Origin of the sequence: Streptantibioticus silvisoli, from assembly GCF_027947535.2 — a bacterium.
Taxonomy (GTDB): domain Bacteria; phylum Actinomycetota; class Actinomycetes; order Streptomycetales; family Streptomycetaceae; genus Streptantibioticus_C; species Streptantibioticus_C silvisoli.
This window is the reverse complement of the sequence record NZ_JAAGKO020000027.1, coordinates 19,795-36,138: the sequence shown is the minus strand read 5'-3', so window position 1 is coordinate 36,138 and position 16,344 is coordinate 19,795. Positions and strand designations below refer to the sequence as shown.

The 16,344-nt window shown below is 70.9% G+C and carries 13 protein-coding genes; 1 reads left to right on the top strand and 12 read right to left on the bottom strand.

Translation table 11 applies throughout. The features are described from left to right. Nucleotides 1–283: 283 nt before the first annotated feature. The 9 genes from rodA to POF43_RS18910 all read right to left on the bottom strand — a co-directional run bounded on the left by rodA (nt 284) and on the right by POF43_RS18910 (nt 12,236). Nucleotides 284–1,420: a rod shape-determining protein RodA gene (gene rodA / locus POF43_RS18950; protein ID WP_271315676.1), complete on the bottom strand. Its 1,137-nt coding sequence runs from the start codon at nt 1,418–1,420 to the stop codon at nt 284–286. Between the two features lie 68 nt (nt 1,421–1,488). After that, complete coding sequence (mrdA, locus tag POF43_RS18945) at nt 1,489–3,741, bottom strand: penicillin-binding protein 2 (protein ID WP_271322829.1); 2,253 nt, start codon at nt 3,739–3,741, stop codon at nt 1,489–1,491. A gap of 31 nt (nt 3,742–3,772) precedes the next feature. Then, nucleotides 3,773–4,402, bottom strand: coding sequence for a rod shape-determining protein MreD (gene mreD, locus POF43_RS18940; protein WP_271315671.1), 630 nt, complete (start codon nt 4,400–4,402; stop codon nt 3,773–3,775). 4 nt (nt 4,403–4,406) lie between these two features. After that, nucleotides 4,407–5,378: a rod shape-determining protein MreC gene (gene mreC / locus POF43_RS18935; protein ID WP_271315672.1), complete on the bottom strand. Its 972-nt coding sequence runs from the start codon at nt 5,376–5,378 to the stop codon at nt 4,407–4,409. A gap of 162 nt (nt 5,379–5,540) precedes the next feature. Further along, entirely contained in the window at nt 5,541–6,560 is a 1,020-nt protein-coding gene (locus tag POF43_RS18930; protein ID WP_271315677.1) for a rod shape-determining protein, read from the bottom strand. Nucleotides 6,561–6,886: 326 nt separating this feature from the next. Next, nucleotides 6,887–7,300, bottom strand: a complete 414-nt coding sequence (gene ndk / locus POF43_RS18925) for a nucleoside-diphosphate kinase (RefSeq protein ID WP_271322830.1) — start codon at nt 7,298–7,300, stop codon at nt 6,887–6,889. 123 nt (nt 7,301–7,423) lie between these two features. Continuing rightward, entirely contained in the window at nt 7,424–7,780 is a 357-nt protein-coding gene (locus tag POF43_RS18920; RefSeq protein ID WP_271315674.1) for a DUF4233 domain-containing protein, read from the bottom strand. A 7-nt stretch (nt 7,781–7,787) separates the two neighbouring features. After that, nucleotides 7,788–9,296 carry a bifunctional tetrahydrofolate synthase/dihydrofolate synthase gene (gene folC / locus POF43_RS18915; RefSeq protein ID WP_271322831.1) on the bottom strand — a complete coding sequence of 503 codons (1,509 nt, stop codon included), beginning with the start codon at nt 9,294–9,296 and terminating at the stop codon, nt 7,788–7,790. Nucleotides 9,297–9,611: 315 nt separating this feature from the next. After that, entirely contained in the window at nt 9,612–12,236 is a 2,625-nt protein-coding gene (locus POF43_RS18910) for a valine--tRNA ligase (RefSeq protein WP_271322915.1), read from the bottom strand. A gap of 149 nt (nt 12,237–12,385) precedes the next feature. Between POF43_RS18910 and POF43_RS18905 the strand changes: the two genes are divergently transcribed. Continuing rightward, nucleotides 12,386–13,309, top strand: a complete 924-nt coding sequence (locus POF43_RS18905) for a hypothetical protein (protein WP_271322913.1) — start codon at nt 12,386–12,388, stop codon at nt 13,307–13,309. A gap of 219 nt (nt 13,310–13,528) precedes the next feature. On the opposite strand, the gene clpX is transcribed toward POF43_RS18905, so the two are convergent. From clpX to POF43_RS18890, 3 genes are all read right to left on the bottom strand, one after another. Beyond that, nucleotides 13,529–14,815 (bottom strand): ATP-dependent Clp protease ATP-binding subunit ClpX, encoded by a 1,287-nt coding sequence (clpX, locus tag POF43_RS18900; RefSeq protein WP_271315411.1) that lies wholly within the window; start codon nt 14,813–14,815, stop codon nt 13,529–13,531. 186 nt (nt 14,816–15,001) lie between these two features. Then, on the bottom strand, nt 15,002–15,664 hold the full coding sequence (locus POF43_RS18895) for an ATP-dependent Clp protease proteolytic subunit (protein ID WP_271315410.1): 663 nt from the start codon (nt 15,662–15,664) through the stop codon (nt 15,002–15,004). A 53-nt stretch (nt 15,665–15,717) separates the two neighbouring features. Further along, on the bottom strand, nt 15,718–16,323 hold the full coding sequence (locus POF43_RS18890; RefSeq protein WP_271315413.1) for an ATP-dependent Clp protease proteolytic subunit: 606 nt from the start codon (nt 16,321–16,323) through the stop codon (nt 15,718–15,720). Between the last annotated feature and the right edge of the window lie 21 nt (nt 16,324–16,344).

Sequence of the window (16,344 nt, the reverse complement as noted above, 5' to 3'; positions counted from 1 at the left end):
GGGGAAACCGTAGGCGGGCCACCGGACCCCCGCAACGGCTGCGGGCGGGGCACGGCGGCACGGGCCCCGGCAGGACGGCTTCAGGACGCGGCGGAACGGCGCGAGCACGGTCGACGCCCGACACGCCGCACCGCAAGCCCCACCACACCGCTAGCCCCGCCACACCGCTCCCCGCACCACGAACCCCGCAACGCGAAAGCCGGCCCCCGCGACGCCGCGGTGGCCGGCCCTCGTACGTCCCCGCACGCCACGCGGAGGACGCGCGCGCTGCGGAGACCGTGACCTATGCGGAGACCGGGCGCTGCATGCGGACCGATTGCAGGAGCCCTATGCCGATCCATACCGCGAACATCGATGATCCGCCGTAACTGACGAACGGCAGCGGGATGCCGGCGACCGGCATGATGCCGAGGGTCATGCCGATGTTCTCGAAGGACTGGAAGGACAGCCAGGCGACGACGCCGGCCGCGATGACCGTGCCGTACAGGTCGGTGGCCTGGCGGGCGATGCGGCAGGCGCGCCAGAGGATGATGCCGATCAGCAGGATGATGACCACGGCGCCGACGAAGCCGAGTTCCTCGCCGGCGACGGTGAAGACGAAGTCGGTCTGCTGCTCGGGCACGAACTGGCCGGTGGTCTGCGAGCCGTGGAACAGGCCCTTGCCGAGCAGGCCGCCGGAGCCGATGGCGATGCGGGCCTGGGCGGTGTTGTAGCCGACGCCGGACGGGTCGAGCGCCGGGTTGGCGAAGGCGGCGAACCGGTCGATCTGGTACTTGTTCAGCAGTTGCAGCTGCCAGACCGCGATGGCGCCGGTCGTACCGGCCGCCATCAGGCCGAAGACCCAGCGCTTGGGCGAGCCGGAGGACAGCAGGATGCCGAGCACGATGACGACCATGACCATGGTCGAGCCGAGGTCGGGCATCATCATGATGATGCCCATCGGCACCACGGCCAGCCCCAGCGACTGGAGCACCGAGCGGTGGTCCGGGGTGAGCTGGTCGCCGGCGTCGACCCGGCCGGACAGGATCATCGCCATGCCGAGGATGATCGCGATCTTGGCGAACTCCGAGGGCTGGAGCGAGAACCCGCCGCCGATGACGATCCAGGAGTGGGCGCCGTTGACGGTGGAGCCGAGCGGTGACAGCACCGCGAGCAGCAGCAGGATCGCCAGGCCGTAGATGATCGGGATGATGGCGCGCGCCCGGCGGTGGCCGAGTGCGATGGTGCCGATCGACAGGGCGATCCCTATCGCCAGGTTCATCAGGTGGCGGATCAGGAAGTACTGCGGGTCGCCGTGGTTGATGGCGGTGCGGCCGCGGGTGGCGGACCACACCAGCAGCGAGCCGATGCCGGACAGCACGATCGCGGCGACGATCATGACCCAGTCCATCCGGCGCACTATGGAGTCGCGCGCCAGCATCCGGCCGATGGTGCCGCGGTCCGGGGTGTAGCGGCGGGTGGCGTAGCCGCCGAAGCTGCTGGTGCTGGTCACGTCTGGTACCTCCGCCCCAGCAGCAGCTTCTCGTTGCGGTCCGGCGGCAGGGCGGCGAGCGTGCCGGCCACCGGCGGGAGGCCGGAGCCGCCGGGGGTGTTGAGGAACGTGGCGTCGGCGGCCGGCAGCCGGGCCGGCGCGGTGGCGGGCAGCACGTCGGAGGACTGCTGGACGACGCCGCCGGCGCCGATCCTGGGCAGCGGGGCCTCCGGGTTCGGCAGCAGCGCCTTGGACTTGTCGATGGTGCTGCCGTGCACGCCGTAGAGCGCCTCGTACAGGTGGCGGACCGCCTCGCCGGAGCCACCGGAACCGGTGCCGCCCTGCGAGATGGTCATGACGATCGCGTAGTCCTTGCTGTACGTGGAGAACCACGAGGTGGACTGCTTGCCGTAGACCTCGGCGGTGCCGGTCTTGGCGTGCAGCGGGATCTTGTCCTGCGGCCAGCCGCCGAACTTCCAGGCGGCGGTGCCCTCGGTGATGACGCCTTCGAGGGCCTGGTTGATGTACTTCAGCGTGGCCTTGCTGTCGGGCAGGCGGCCGACGGCCTTCGGCTTGATGACCGAGACCTTCTTGCCGTCGGGGCTGACGACGGCCTTGCCGATGGTCGGCTGGTAGAGGGTGCCGCCGTTGGCGAGGGCCGAGTAGACCTTGGCCTCCTGTATCGGCGTGACCAGCGTGTCGCCCTGGCCGATCGCGTAGTTGACCGAGTCACCGGCGCGCATGACGTAGCCGTCGGCGCAGTCCTCGCGGGCGATGTCGGTGACGTAGTCGTGCTTGGCGGACTTCGCCTCCTTGCACCACGTGGTCTTCATCGCGTCGTAGAAGTCCTGCTTCCACTTGCGGTCCGGAATGCGGCCGGGGACCTCGCCGGGCAGGTCGACGTCGGTGGTCTGGCCGAGCTGGAACTCGTGGGCGGTCTTGTAGAACCAGTCCTTGGGGTCCTTGGGGTGGTTCCCGCCGTCCTTGAGCCACTGCTGGTAGGCCAGGCCGTAGAAGACGGTGTCGCAGGAGACCTCCAGCGCGCGGCCGATGCTGATGTTGCCGTAGCTCTCGTTCTCGTCGTTGTGGAAGACCTGGCTGCCGATGTTGAAGCTGGAGGTGCAGGGGTAGTCGCTGGCGCCGAGGTCGTAGCCGGCCTGGGCGGCGGCCGAGGTGGAGACCACCTTGAACGTCGAGCCGGGCGCCGACTGGCCCTGGATGGCCCGGTTGAGCAGCGGGTAGTCCGAGGCGGCGCCGGTGAGGGCCTTGTAGTCCTTCTCCGAGATGCCGCCGACCCACTCGTTCGGGTTGTACGTCGGCTCACTGGCCATGGCGATTATCTGACCGGTGTGCACGTTCATCACGATCGCGGCGCCGGAGTCGGCCTTGAAGTTCTTGTGGGTCACCGGGTCGTAGGTCTTGCGGGCGTCCACCATCGCGAGGTTGAGCTGCTGCTCGGTGAGCGCCTGGACCCGGGAGTCGATGCTGGTGACCAGGGTGGAGCCGGCCTTGGCGGGGGTGTCGTTGGCCTCACCGATGACCCGGCCGCGGTTGTCGACGGTGTAGCGGGTGATGCCGTCGGTGCCGCGCAGCTGGCTGTCGTAGGTGTGTTCCAGGCCGGAGGCGCCGACCTGGTCGGACCGGGTCAGCGTCGGCTGGCCGTCCTTCATGGACGACTGGATCTCCTGGTCGGTCACCGGCGCGGTGTAGCCGAGCACCTGGGCCGCGCTGGCGCCGCTGGGGCTGCCGTAGTGGCGGACCGCGGTGGGCTGGGCGGCGACACCGGGGAAGTCCTCGCGGCGTTCCATGATCTGCAGCGCCTGCTGGGTGGTGGCGGTGTCGGTGATCGGGATCGGCTGGTAGGGCGAGCCGTTCCAGCACGGCGGCGGCGTCTTGGCGTCGCACAGCCGCACCTTGTCGGCGATCTGCTGGTACGTCATGCCCAGCACGCCGGCCAGCCGGGTCAGGACCGAGACGCCTCCGTCCTCCTGCGACAGCATCGAGGTGCGGCTGACGGTGACGACCAGCTTGGTCTCGTTGTCGGCGAGCGGTACCCCGCGCGAGTCCAGGATCGACCCGCGCACGGCGGGGACGACGACCTGCTGGATGTTGTTGCTGTTGGCCTCGGCGGTGTACTGCTGGCCGTCGCGGATCTGGAGGAACCACAGGCGTCCGCCGAGGGTCAGCAGCAGGGACACCACCAGGATCTGGAGGATGACCAGCCTTATCTTGACCCGCGTGGTCCGCCCGGTCTCCGGGATGTTGCTCATGAGCGCGCGGCGCTTCCGTTGAGGGGGCGGGTCATTTCTTCAGACCTTTCAGCAGGCCGCCACGCTGGGGGCCGAGACCGGTGCCGGAACGGCCGGAGGTGCTGACCCAGCGGATCGGGGAGTTGCCGGAGCCGCCGAGGGTGTCGCCGGCCAGCGGGTCGCGGTCCAGCCGGCGGGCCAGCTTCATGATCCACGGAACGGTGAACGGCGCCAGCAGCAGGTCGTAGATCGTGGCGGTGAACAGCAGCTTGACCAGTCCGACGTGCCGGGCGGCGGTGTCGCCGACCAGGGCGCCGACGCCGGCGTACAGCAGGGTCGAGGCGATCGCGGCGACCGCGACCACCGCCAGCGGCATGACCGCGGACCGGGTCTGGCCGCCGTCGGGGCGCAGCAGGCCGGCCGCGTAGCCGACGACGCACAGCACCAGGGCGTAGCGGCCGGCGGCGTGGTCGGCGGGCGGGGCAAGGTCGGCGAGCAGGCCGGCGCCGAAGCCGACCAGGCAGCCGGCGACGTGGCCGTAGGTGAGGGCGAGGCCGAGGACGACCAGCATGAGCAGGTCGGGCACCGCGCCGGGCAGGTGCAGCCGGGCCAGCACGCTGACCTGGAGTACGAGGGCGACGACCACGAGGGCCGCGGACAGGACGATCCGGTTGACGCGCATGGGTTCAGCGCTCCCCACCGTCGGAGGCGGACGAGGACGGGTTGCCCGAGGGGGCTCCGGACGGCGCGCCGGACGGGTAGGCCGTCACGGTGACCGTCGGGGTGGGCTTGGCGTGCGGGGCGGGCGGCAGCACGGTGTCGCGCGGGTCCTTGCGCGGCGGGACCACGACGACGCCGACGACGTCGAGCCGGGTGAAGCCGGCGAACGGCTTGACCTCCACGGTGCGGGTCAGGCCGCCGGCCGCCGGGTCGATGCGCACGACGGTGCCGATGGGCACGCCGGGCACGAACGGCTCGTCGTTCTGCGAGCCGAAGGTCACCAGGCGTTCGCCGAGGTGCACCTTGGCGTTGCCGTTGAGCAGCTGGACCTTCATCGGCCGGTCGCCCTGGCCGGTGCCGAAGCCCAGTTCCATCGAGTCCTCCAGCCGGGTGCCGACGGTGAAGTCGGGGTCGCAGGCCAGCAGGACGGTGGCGGTGGAGGAGCTGACGGTGGTGACCCGGCCGACCAGCCCGTCGCCGTTGAGCACGGTCATGTCGCGGCGGATGCCGTCGGCGCTGCCGGCGTCGATGGTGATGGTCCAGGAGAAGTTCTGGGCCGCCCCTATCGCGATGACCTGGGCGCCCTTGATGCCGTACTGGCCGGCGCCGGCCACCCGGAGCATCGTGTCGAGCTCCCGGGCGCGGTTGCGGTTCGTGTCGCTGTCGCCGAGCTTCGCCTTCAGCAGTTCGTTCTGCCGCTGGTAGTAGGCGAGTTCGTTGTGCCGCGTCCCGGAGTCGCGGACCGCCTGTATGGCGTTGCCGACCGGGTTGACGGCGGACGCCACACCGTTCTCCACCGGGCCGAAGACGCCGGCGGCCACGCTGCGGGCGCTGCCCAGCGGGGAGGCGTCACCGCCGCGGATGTCCACGGTGATCAGCGCGAACGCGATGACGACCAGTAGAACCAAGAGCAGGCGGCTCTCTCGAGTGTCCCTCACGTGCGGCGGCCGTGCCTTCCTCGTCGGACCGGTCCGCCCGCGGGCCGAGGCCGGTCAGCGATGTCGTAGCTGGGGTGGGCCCGTCCGGCCGGGTGGGGGCCGGACGGGCCGTCATACCGTTCAACGAGCCGCGGTGCCGCCGGGCAGTGGCCCGGCCGGGTGTCAGCGGCGCGGCTGGGAGTCCAGCACCTGCTGGAGGGCCTCGAACTCCTCGACGCACTTGCCGGCTCCGAGCGCCACCGAGTCCAGCGGGTTCTCGGCGACGTGGATGGGCATGCCGGTCTCGCGGCGCAGCCGCTCGTCCAGGCCGCGGAGCATGGCGCCGCCGCCGGTCAGGACGATGCCGCGGTCCATGATGTCGCCGGACAGTTCCGGCGGGCACTTGTCGAGGGTGGTCTTGACCGCGTCGACGATGGTGTTGACCGGTTCGTCGATGGCCTTGCGGACCTCGGCCGCGGAGATGACCACGGTCTTGGGCAGGCCGCTGACCAGGTCGCGGCCGCGGATCTCGGTGTGCTCGTCGTCGTCCACCTCGTAGGCGGAGCCGATGGTGGTCTTGATCTGCTCGGCACTGCGTTCGCCGAGCAGCAGGCTGTATTCCTTCTTGATGTGCTGGATGATCGCGTTGTCCATCTCGTCGCCGGCCACCCGGATGGACTGGGCGGTGACGATGCCGCCGAGCGAGATGACGGCGACCTCGGTGGTGCCGCCGCCGATGTCGACGACCATGTTGCCGGTGGCCTCGTGCACCGGGAGCCCGGCGCCGATCGCGGCGGCCATCGGCTCCTCGATGATGTGCACCTGGCGGGCGCCGGACTGCTGCGACGCCTCGATGACGGCACGGCGCTCGACGCCGGTGATGCCGGACGGCACGCAGACCACGACCCGGGGGCGGGCGAGGTAGCGGCGCTTGTGGATCTTGACGATGAAGTACCGCAGCATCCGCTGGGTGATCTCGAAGTCGGCGATCACCCCGTCCTTGAGCGGGCGGACCGCGACGATGTTGCCGGGGGTGCGGCCGATCATCTTCTTGGCCTCGGCGCCGACCGCGAGGATGCCGCCGGTGTTGGTGTTGATGGCGACGACCGAGGGCTCGTTGAGGACGATCCCGCGACCCCTGACGTACACCAGCGTGTTGGCGGTGCCGAGGTCGACAGCCATGTCACGACCGATGAACGACATGTTGTTCGCCATGAGGATACGTCTGGCCTTCCCGGACTGGAACGATGGGGGTTTTTCAGGGCGCGGCGGGATGAGGTGCTGCGGAATCCCGCGGAAACCCGCAGTCGAGCTTTCATCTTAAGTGCGCTGCGACGGGCCGGGCGTGAGGTGCGCTTCGGTCGGTGTCTGCGGCGCGGTCTACGGTCCCCCGTATTGGTGACGCCGGATCGACGTTAATGGTTCCCGCCACGCGCCGGGTCATGCCGATTGATCCTCGATGTCAATCGGCGGCACCGTCCGACCGTGCGTCAGGAACGTCCGGTCCCGGTGGCCGGCTCGTCGGCCGGTCAGACCAGGGCGGGGAAGAAGATGCCGATCTCGCGCCGCGCGGACTCCTCGGAGTCGGAGGCGTGGATGAGGTTCTCGCGCACGATGGTGCCGAAGTCGCCGCGGATGCTGCCGGGGGCGGCGGCGATCGGGTCGGTGGGGCCGGCCAGCGCGCGCAGGCCCTCGATGACCCGCTCGCCCTCGACGACCAGCGCGACCGCGGGGCCGGAGGACATGAACTCCACCAGCGGCTCGTAGAACGGCTTGCCCACGTGCTCGGCGTAGTGCCGCTCCAGCGTGGCGCGGTCCAGCTCGCGCAGTTCCAGCGCCTTCAGGCTCCAGCCCGCCTTGCGCTCGACGCGGCCGATGAGCTCGCCGACCAGTCCGCGCCGTACGGCGTCGGGCTTGAGAAGGACGAGGGAACGCTGGCTCATGGTTGCGGCTCCTTGACGTTGAGACGGTCGCGTATCGCTGTGCGACCCTACCGGGCGTCGCCACGGCGATGATCAGCGCCCGCCGCGGGCCCCCGCGGCCGCGCGGCGCCCGGCCGTCACGTCCTACGGCGCGGCGGTGACCGGGTCGGCGGCCGGCTGCTCGTGCTGCCGCTTGAAGTCGTCGATCTTGCGGCCGAAGTGCACCGCGGTCCACCACAGGGCGGCGAACGCCACGCCGAGGACGTACATCAGCGGCACGACGATGCCGGAGACGACCAGGCCGGCCTGGAGCGCCCAGCCGACGGCGACGCCGCCGGGGCGGGTGACCAGGCCGCACAGCAGGACGCACAGCACCATCGCGCTGCCGCACACCGCCCACACGGTGGACGCCGGGTAGCCGGACAGGTTCATGGCGACCAGGCCGGCCAAGCCGATGACGAAGGCCTCGCCGATCAGCGTGGAGGCGCACAGGGTTCGCATCGAGGACTCACTTCCGGCCCAGCAGCAGCCGGGCCTCTCCCACGGTGATCACGGAACCGAAGACCAGCACGCCGGCCCCCGCGTACTCGCCCTCCTCCTCCGCCAGGGTGATGGCGGCCTCCAGGGCGTCGTCCAGCCGGGGCTCGACCTGGACGCGGTCGGCGCCGAAGACCTCGACCGCCAGCGCGGCCAGGGCGTCGGCGTCCATCGCGCGGAAGCTGGTGTTCGCGGTCACCACGACCTCGGCCATGATCGGCTCGAACGCCTCCAGCACCCCGCGCACGTCCTTGTCTGCGCTGGCCCCGATCACCCCGACGAGGTGGCTGAAGCCGAACGCCTCCTGGACGGCGGCGGCCGCGGCCAGCGCGCCGTGCGGGTTGTGCGCGGCGTCCAGCACCACGGTCGGGCTGCGCCGCACGACCTCCAGGCGGCCCGGCGAGGTGACGGCGGCGAACGCGCCGCGCACCGTGTCCAGGTCCAGCAGGCGGCCCGGCCGGGTGGAGCCGATGCCGAAGAACGCCTCGACCGCGGCCAGCGCGACGGCCGCGTTGTGCGCCTGGTGGGCGCCGTGCAGCGGCAGGTAGACCTGCTCGTACTCGCCGCCGAGCCCGCGCAGCGTCAGCATCTGGCCGCCGACGGCCACCTCGCGGTGGGTGACGCCGAACTCCATGCCCTCGCGCGCCACGGTGGCGTCCACCTCGACGGCCCGCTTCAGCAGCGTGGTGGCCGCGTCGGCCGGCTGCTGGGCGATGACCGCGGTGGCGCCGCGCTTGATGATCCCGGACTTCTCCACCGCGATCTCGCCGGGCGTGGAGCCCAGCTTGTCGGTGTGGTCCAGCCCTATCGGGGTGACGACGGCGACCTGGCCGTCGATGACGTTGGTGGCGTCCCACTCGCCGCCCAGGCCCACCTCGACCACCGCGACGTCCACCGGCGCGTCGGCGAACGCCGCGTAGGCCATCGCGGTCAGCATCTCGAAGAACGACAGGCGGTACGGCTGGGAGGCGTCGACCATGTCGGCGTAGGGCTTGACGTCGGCGTGGGTGGCCACGAACCGCTCGACGGAGATCGGCTCGCCGTCCAGGCTGATCCGCTCGGTCACCGACTCCACGTGCGGGCTGGTGTAGCGGCCGGTGCGCAGTTCGAAGGCGCGCAGCAGCGTCTCGATCATGCGGGCGGTGGAGGTCTTGCCGTTGGTGCCGGTGATGTGGATGGCCGGGTAGGCGCGCTGCGGTTCGCCGAGGATGTCCATCAGGGCCGCGATGCGGTCCTTCGACGGCTCCATCTTGGTCTCGCCCCAGCGGGTGGCCAGGTCGGCCTCCACGGCGCGCAGCGCCTCGGCCTCCTGCGGGGTGCGGGGCCGGGCGGCGGTCTCGGTGGGCGCGTCGAGCGGTGCGCCGGTGCGCAGGGTCCGGCTGCCCGCCTCGATCACCGCGAGGTCGGGGTCCCGGTCGGTCTCGGTGTCGACGATGTCGTCGAAGGCCGCCGCTGCGTCGTCGTCGGGGTGCTGGCTCACGGCGCCCAGTCTACGGACGGGGGCGGATGCGAAACGCCGTGCCCCCGCACCGCCGGGGTGGGCGGGGCGGGGGCACGGGGTTGACACGGGCCGCCGGTGCGGGCGCAGCGGCGGGGCGGGCTTGTGCGGTCAGGCTCGCGCGGGCGGGCTTGCGCGGTCAGCGGGCCGGGCCCGCGCGGGAGCCGGGGCGGGCCTGCGCGATCGGCCTGGTCCGCGCGGTCGGGCCTGTGCGGTCGGGCCCATGCCGTCAGCGGCCCGCGCCGTCAGCGGTCAGGCCCGCGCGGGAGCCGTTGCGGGCCCCGCGCGGGCGGTGGGTCAGGCCTGCGGGAGCGCGGCGAGCTGGGCGGTGATGCGGGCGATGTCGGCCTCGGCGGTGGCCCGGCGGGTCCTGATGCCGTCGACCACCTTCTCCGGGGCCTTGCCCATGAACGCCTCGTTGCCCAGCTTGGCGGAGGTCTGCGCCAGCTCCTTCTCGGCGGCCGCCAGGTCCTTCGCCAGCCGCTTGCGCTCCGCGGCGACGTCGATGACGCCGGACAGGTCCAGGGTGACGACGGCGCCGGCCACCGGCAGGGACGCGGTGCCGGCGAAGTCCGCACCGGCCGGCTGGAGGCGCAGCAGGGCGCGGATGGCCGGCTCGTGGGCGGCGAGCGGGGTGCCGTCGAGCTCCAGGCGGGCCGGGACCCGCTGGCCGGGCTGGAGGCCCTGGTCGGCGCGGAACCGGCGCACCTCGGTGACGACCTGCTTGACCAGCGCGATCTCGGCCTCGGCGGCCGGGTCGCGGAAGGCGGCGGCCCGCGGCCAGTCGGCGATGACGACGGACTCGCCGCCGGTGAGGGTGGTCCACAGCGTCTCGGTGACGAACGGCATCACCGGGTGCAGCAGCCGCAGCGTGACGTCGAGCACCTCGCCGAGCACGCGGCGCGAGGCGTCGGCCGCCTCGCCGCCGGCCTGGAAGGTGGTCTTGGACAGTTCGACGTACCAGTCGAAGACCTCGTCCCACGCGAAGTGGAAGAGGCTGTCGGCCAGCTTGGCGAACTGGTAGTCGTCGTAGAACGCGTCGACCTCGGCGACGACCGCGCCCAGCCGCGACAGGATCCACCGGTCGGTCGCCGACTGCCGTGCCACGGGCGGGAGTTCGCCCTCGACGGTGGCGCCGTTCATCAGCGCGAAGCGGGTGGCGTTCCAGACCTTGTTGGCGAAGTTGCGCGAGCCTTGGACCCAGTCCTCGCCGATCGGCACGTCGGTGCCGGGGTTGGCGCCGCGGGCCAGCGTGAAGCGCAGCGCGTCCGACCCGTAGGTGTCCATCCAGTCCAGCGGGTTGACGGCGTTGCCGAACGACTTCGACATCTTCTTGCCGAACTGGTCGCGGACCATGCCGTGCAGGGCGATGGTGGAGAACGGCGGGGTGCCGTCCATCGCGTACAGGCCGAACATCATCATCCGCGCGACCCAGAAGAACAGGATGTCGTAGCCGGTCAGCAGCACGGAGTTCGGATAGAACTTCTCCAGGCTCTCGGTGCGCTCCGGCCAGCCGAGGGTGGAGAACGGCCACAGGCCGGAGGAGAACCAGGTGTCGAGGACGTCGGTCTCCTGGCGCCAGCCCTCGCCGGACGGCGGCTGCTCGTCGGGGCCGACGCAGACGGTCTCGCCGTCGGGGCCGTACCAGACCGGGATGCGGTGGCCCCACCACAACTGCCGTGAGATGCACCAGTCGTGCAGGTTGTCGACCCAGCCGAAGTAGCGGGACTCCATCTCCTTGGGGTGGATGGTGACCCGCCCGTCGCGGACCGCGTCGCCGGCCGCCGTGGCCAGCGGGCCGACCTTGACCCACCACTGCATGGACAGCCGCGGCTCGATGGTGGTCCGGCAGCGCGAGCAGTGCCCGACGGAGTGGCTGTAGGGCCGCTTCTCGGCGACGATCCGGCCCTCGGCGCGCAGCGCGGCGACGATCGCGGAGCGGGCTTCCAGCCGGTCCAGGCCCAGGAAGGGGCCGTGGGCGGTGATGACGGCGTGCTCGTCGAGGACGGTGATCGACGGCAGGTCGTGCCGGCGGCCGATCTCGAAGTCGTTGGGGTCGTGGGCCGGGGTGACCTTGACCGCGCCGGTGCCGAACTGCGGGTCGACGTGCTCGTCGGCGACGATCGGGATGCGGCGGCCGGTGAGCGGGAGTTCGACCTCGGTGCCGACCAGGTGGCGGTAGCGCTCGTCGTCGGGGTGGACGGCGATGGCGGTGTCGCCCAGCATCGTCTCGGCGCGGGTGGTGGCCACCACGATGGCGTCGTCGCCCTCGCCGTAGCGGATGGAGACCAGCTCGCCGTCGTCGTCCTGGTACTCCACCTCGATGTCGGAGATGGCGGTCAGGCAGCGCGGGCACCAGTTGATGATGCGCTCGGCGCGGTAGATCAGCTCGTCGTCGTAGAGCTTCTTGAAGATGGTCTGGACGGCCTGGGAGAGGCCCTCGTCCATGGTGAACCGCTCGCGGGACCAGGCGACGCCGTCGCCGAGGCGGCGCATCTGGCCGGAGATCTGGCCGCCGGACTCGCCCTTCCAGCGCCACACGCGCTCGATGAACGCCTCGCGGCCCAGGTCGTCGCGGGACTTGCCCTCCTTGGCCAGTTCCCGCTCGACGACGTTCTGGGTGGCGATGCCGGCGTGGTCCATGCCCGGCTGCCACAGCGTCTCGAAGCCCTGCATGCGCTTGCGGCGGGTCAGGGCGTCGATCAGCGTGTGCTCGAAGGCGTGGCCCAGGTGCAGGCTGCCGGTGACGTTCGGCGGCGGGATGACGATCGTGTAGGGCGGCTTGTCGCTCTTGGCGTCGGCCTCGAAGTAACCGCGCTCCACCCAGCGCTCGTACAGCGGCCCTTCTACGTCGGCCGGGGAGAACTGGGTCGGCAGATGTTCCGGGCTGCTGGGGGCGTCGCCGCCGGGGCGCTGGTTCATGTCGGTCACGGCACCGATTCTAGGGCGGCACGGGAAGGTCTCCGAACCGGTTTGAAGCTGTAACCGCGCACCTCCCCCGGGTTACCAGGGGGTCGGCTCATCGGGAAGGATGTGAAGCGGATAAGAATCAACGGGAGGGACCGAAGCCCATGAGCTTCAACCAGCCGCCGCCGAACCCCTACGGCGGGCCGCCCCAGCAACCCGGCCCGCCCCCCGGATACGGCTACCCGCAGCAGGGCGGCGGCCCGCAGCAGCCCCAGCAGCCCGGACCGTACGGCTACCCCCAGCAGCAGCCGCCGCAGCCCGGTCCGTACGGGCAGCAGCCGCAGTACGGCCAGGTGCCGCCGCAGCAGCCCGGACCGTACGGCCAGCAGGCCGGCCCCTACGGGCAGCAGCCCGGCGGCGGCTGGATGGTGCCGCCGCCACCGCCGAAGAAGAAGACCGGCCTGATCGTCGGCGTCATCGCCGCGGTGGTCGTGGTGGCGGTGGTGATCGTGCTGGTGGTCGCCAACTCCGGCTCGGGCGGCACCGGTGGCGGGGGGCCGTCCGCGCAGAAGTACAAGCTGACCACGCCGCAGACGGTGGCCGGCGACTACACCAAGCAGAAGGACTCCGACGCCGGCGACAGCGGCAGCCTCGACGACGTGCCCGGTATGACCGGGGCGCACGACGTGCAGGCGGAGTACCAGCAGGGCTCCACCAAGCGCATCGACTTCATCGGCGCCTACGGCACGGTGGCCGACCCGCAGAAGGCGGTGGCCGCCGCGTTCGCGCAGATCGACAGCAGCAGCTCCAGCGCCACCTCCGGTGACGGCAAGGCCGTCGGCAGCCCGCAGGCGGTCACCCCGGCCGGCCTGGACGACGGGGCCGTCATGGAGTGCCAGATCTTCGACACCAGCGAGGACGGCATGTCGGTGAAGTTCCCGATCTGCATCTGGGGCGACGGCAGCACCGTGGCGATGGTGGCCTACGTGGACGGCACCACCGTCGTGACCGGCGGCACCGTCAGCATCGACCAGGGCGCGACGATCGCCGCCCAGGTCCGCACCGACACCCGGGTCCGGATCTCCTGACCCCCGCGCGCGCCACGGTCCCGGCCGGGACGGCAGACCGGCCGAGACCTGCTCCCCGCCCCGGCGCGACGCCCGCCCGGGCCTGAGGTCCGGCGGGCTCGACGCCCGGCACACGTGCCGTCCGGCGGCATGACGAAGGGGCACCCGGAATCCTCCCGGGTGCCCCTTCGTCATGCTCATGCCCACGCCGGCGTGCGGCGGGGTGCGCTCAGAACGCGGTCACGCGCTCTTCTCGTGCCGCTCGCCGGGCTCGCCGGCCCGGGTGCGCGGCACCAGGGTCGGGTTGACGTTGGAGTGCACGACCTCGTCGGTGATGACGACCCGGGCGACGTCCTTGCGGGACGGCACCTCGTACATCACCGACATCAGCACCTCTTCCATGATGGCGCGCAGTCCGCGGGCGCCGGTGCCGCGCAGGATCGCCTGGTCGGCGATGGCCTCCAGGGCCGGCAGGTCGAACTCCAGCTCCACGCCGTCGAGTTCGAACAGCCGCTGGTACTGCTTGACCAGCGCGTTGCGCGGCTCGACCAGGATCTTCAGCAGCGCCTCACGGTCGAGGTTGTGCACCGAGGTGATGACCGGCAGGCGGCCGATGAACTCGGGGATCATGCCGAACTTGACCAGGTCCTCGGGCATGATCTCGGCGAACTGGTCGATCGCGTTCAGCTCGCGCTTGGAACGGATGGTCGCGCCGAAGCCGATGCCCTTGGCGCCGGCCCGCGACTCGATGATCTTCTCCAGACCCGCGAACGCGCCGCCCACGATGAACAGCACGTTGGTGGTGTCGATCTGGATGAACTCCTGGTGCGGGTGCTTGCGCCCGCCCTGCGGCGGCACCGAGGCGGTGGTGCCCTCCAGGATCTTCAGCAGGGCCTGCTGCACGCCCTCGCCGGAGACGTCCCGGGTGATCGACGGGTTCTCGCTCTTGCGGGCGACCTTGTCGATCTCGTCGATGTAGATGATCCCGGTCTCGGCCTTCTTGACGTCGTAGTCGGCCGCCTGGATCAGCTTCAGCAGGATGTTCTCCACGTCCTCGCCGACGTAGCCGGCCTCGGTGAGGGCGGTGGCGTCCGCGATGGCGAACGGGACGTTGAGCATCCGGGCCAGGGTCTGGGCCAGCAGCGTCTTACCGGAGCCGGTGGGCCCGAGCAGCAGGATGTTGGACTTCGCCAGCTCGATGCCGTCGTCGTGGCCCGGGCGGCCGTTCTCGCCGGCCTGGACCCGCTTGTAGTGGTTGTAGACCGCGACCGAGAGCGCCTTCTTGGCGGGCTCCTGGCCCACCACGTAGCCCTCCAGGAACTCGCAGATCTCCCGGGGCTTGGGCAGGTCCTCCCAGCGCACCTCGGAGGACTCGGCCAGCTCCTCCTCGATGATCTCGTTGCACAGGTCGATGCACTCGTCGCAGATGTAGACGCCCGGACCTGCGATGAGCTTCTTCACCTGCTTCTGACTCTTCCCGCAGAACGAGCACTTGAGCAGGTCGCCGCCGTCACCGATGCGTGCCACGAGGTGCTTCCCCTTCGCCTGGGCCCCGTCAGTTCGACGGGCCTGGTTCCTACTGGGAGGTCCGGGGGAGAACCCCTGGACCCCCATCCGACGGTACCTTGCCGGGCCCGGTGTGCGGGCCCCCCTTGAACCGACTCGTCGGTCGGACCCAACGGGGGCCCGGTCAGCACGGTACCTTGGCCGTCCCTACGCCGTGGTCTTGCGGGACGAGGTGATCTGGTCCACGAAGCCGAAGGCCAGCGCGTCCTCGGCCGTGAGGATCTTGTCGCGCTCGATGTCCTCGCGGATCTGCTCCGCGGAACGCGACGAGTGGTTCGACAGCATCTCCTCCATCTGGAGGCGGATGCGGGTGATCTCGTTGGCCTGGATCTCCAGGTCGGAGATCTGCGCGCGGCCGGTCTCGGTGTACGGCTGGTGGATCAGCACCCGCGCGTTCGGCAGCGCCATGCGCTTGCCGGGGCTGCCGGCCGCCAGCAGCACGGCCGCCGCCGAGGCCGCCTGGCCCAGGCACACCGTCTGGATGTCGGGCTTGACGAACTGCATGGTGTCGTAGATCGCGGTCATCGCGGTGAACGAGCCACCGGGGGAGTTGATGTAGATCGAGATGTCGCGGTCGGGGTCCATCGACTCCAGGCACAGCAGCTGCGCCATGACGTCGTTGGCCGAGGCGTCGTCGATCTGCACGCCGAGGAAGATCACCCGCTCCTCGAAGAGCTTCGCGTACGGGTCGTACTCCCGGATGCCCTGCGAGGTGCGCTCCACGAAGCGCGGAACGATGTACCGCGACTCCATGCCGGAGTGCGTACTGCGGGCGTCAAGGCCGAGAGCAGGGGTCATGGGGGTGTTCATGATGGGTTCACCGTCCTGAGGAGTGCGCGGAGTGGGAAGCGGGGACAGGGGGCTCACGCCGCGCCTGTGCCGCCGCCGCCGGGGACGTCGGAGGCGCTGTACATGACCTCGTCGATCAGCCCGTACTCCTTGGCCTCTTCCGCGGTGAACCAGCGGTCGCGGTCGGCGTCCCGGTTGATCGTCTCGACGGACTGGCCGCTGTGCTGGGCGGTCAGCTGCTCCATGCGCTTCTTGGTGCGCAGCAGTTGCTCGGCCTGGATCTTGATGTCGGAGGCGGTGCCGCCGAGGCCGGCCGAACCCTGGTGCATCAGGATGTCGGCGTTCGGCAGGGCGAACCGCTTGCCGGGGGTGCCGGCGGTCAACAGGAACTGGCCCATGGAGGCGGCCAGACCCATCGCGATCGTCACGATGTCGTTCTTCAGGTACTGCATCGTGTCGTAGATCGCGAAGCCCGCGGTGACCGAACCGCCGGGCGAGTTGATGTAGAGGTAGATGTCCTTGGACGGATCGGCGGCGAGCAGCAGCATCTGCGCGCAGATCCGGTTGGCGATGTCGTCGTCCACGGCCTGGCCGAGGAAGATGATGCGCTCGTCGAGCAGTCGGTTGTAGACCGCGTCGCCCAGTCCCACGCCGCCTGCGGCGCCGTTGGCGGTGGGCATCAGGAGTCCCGGCGTCTGGAT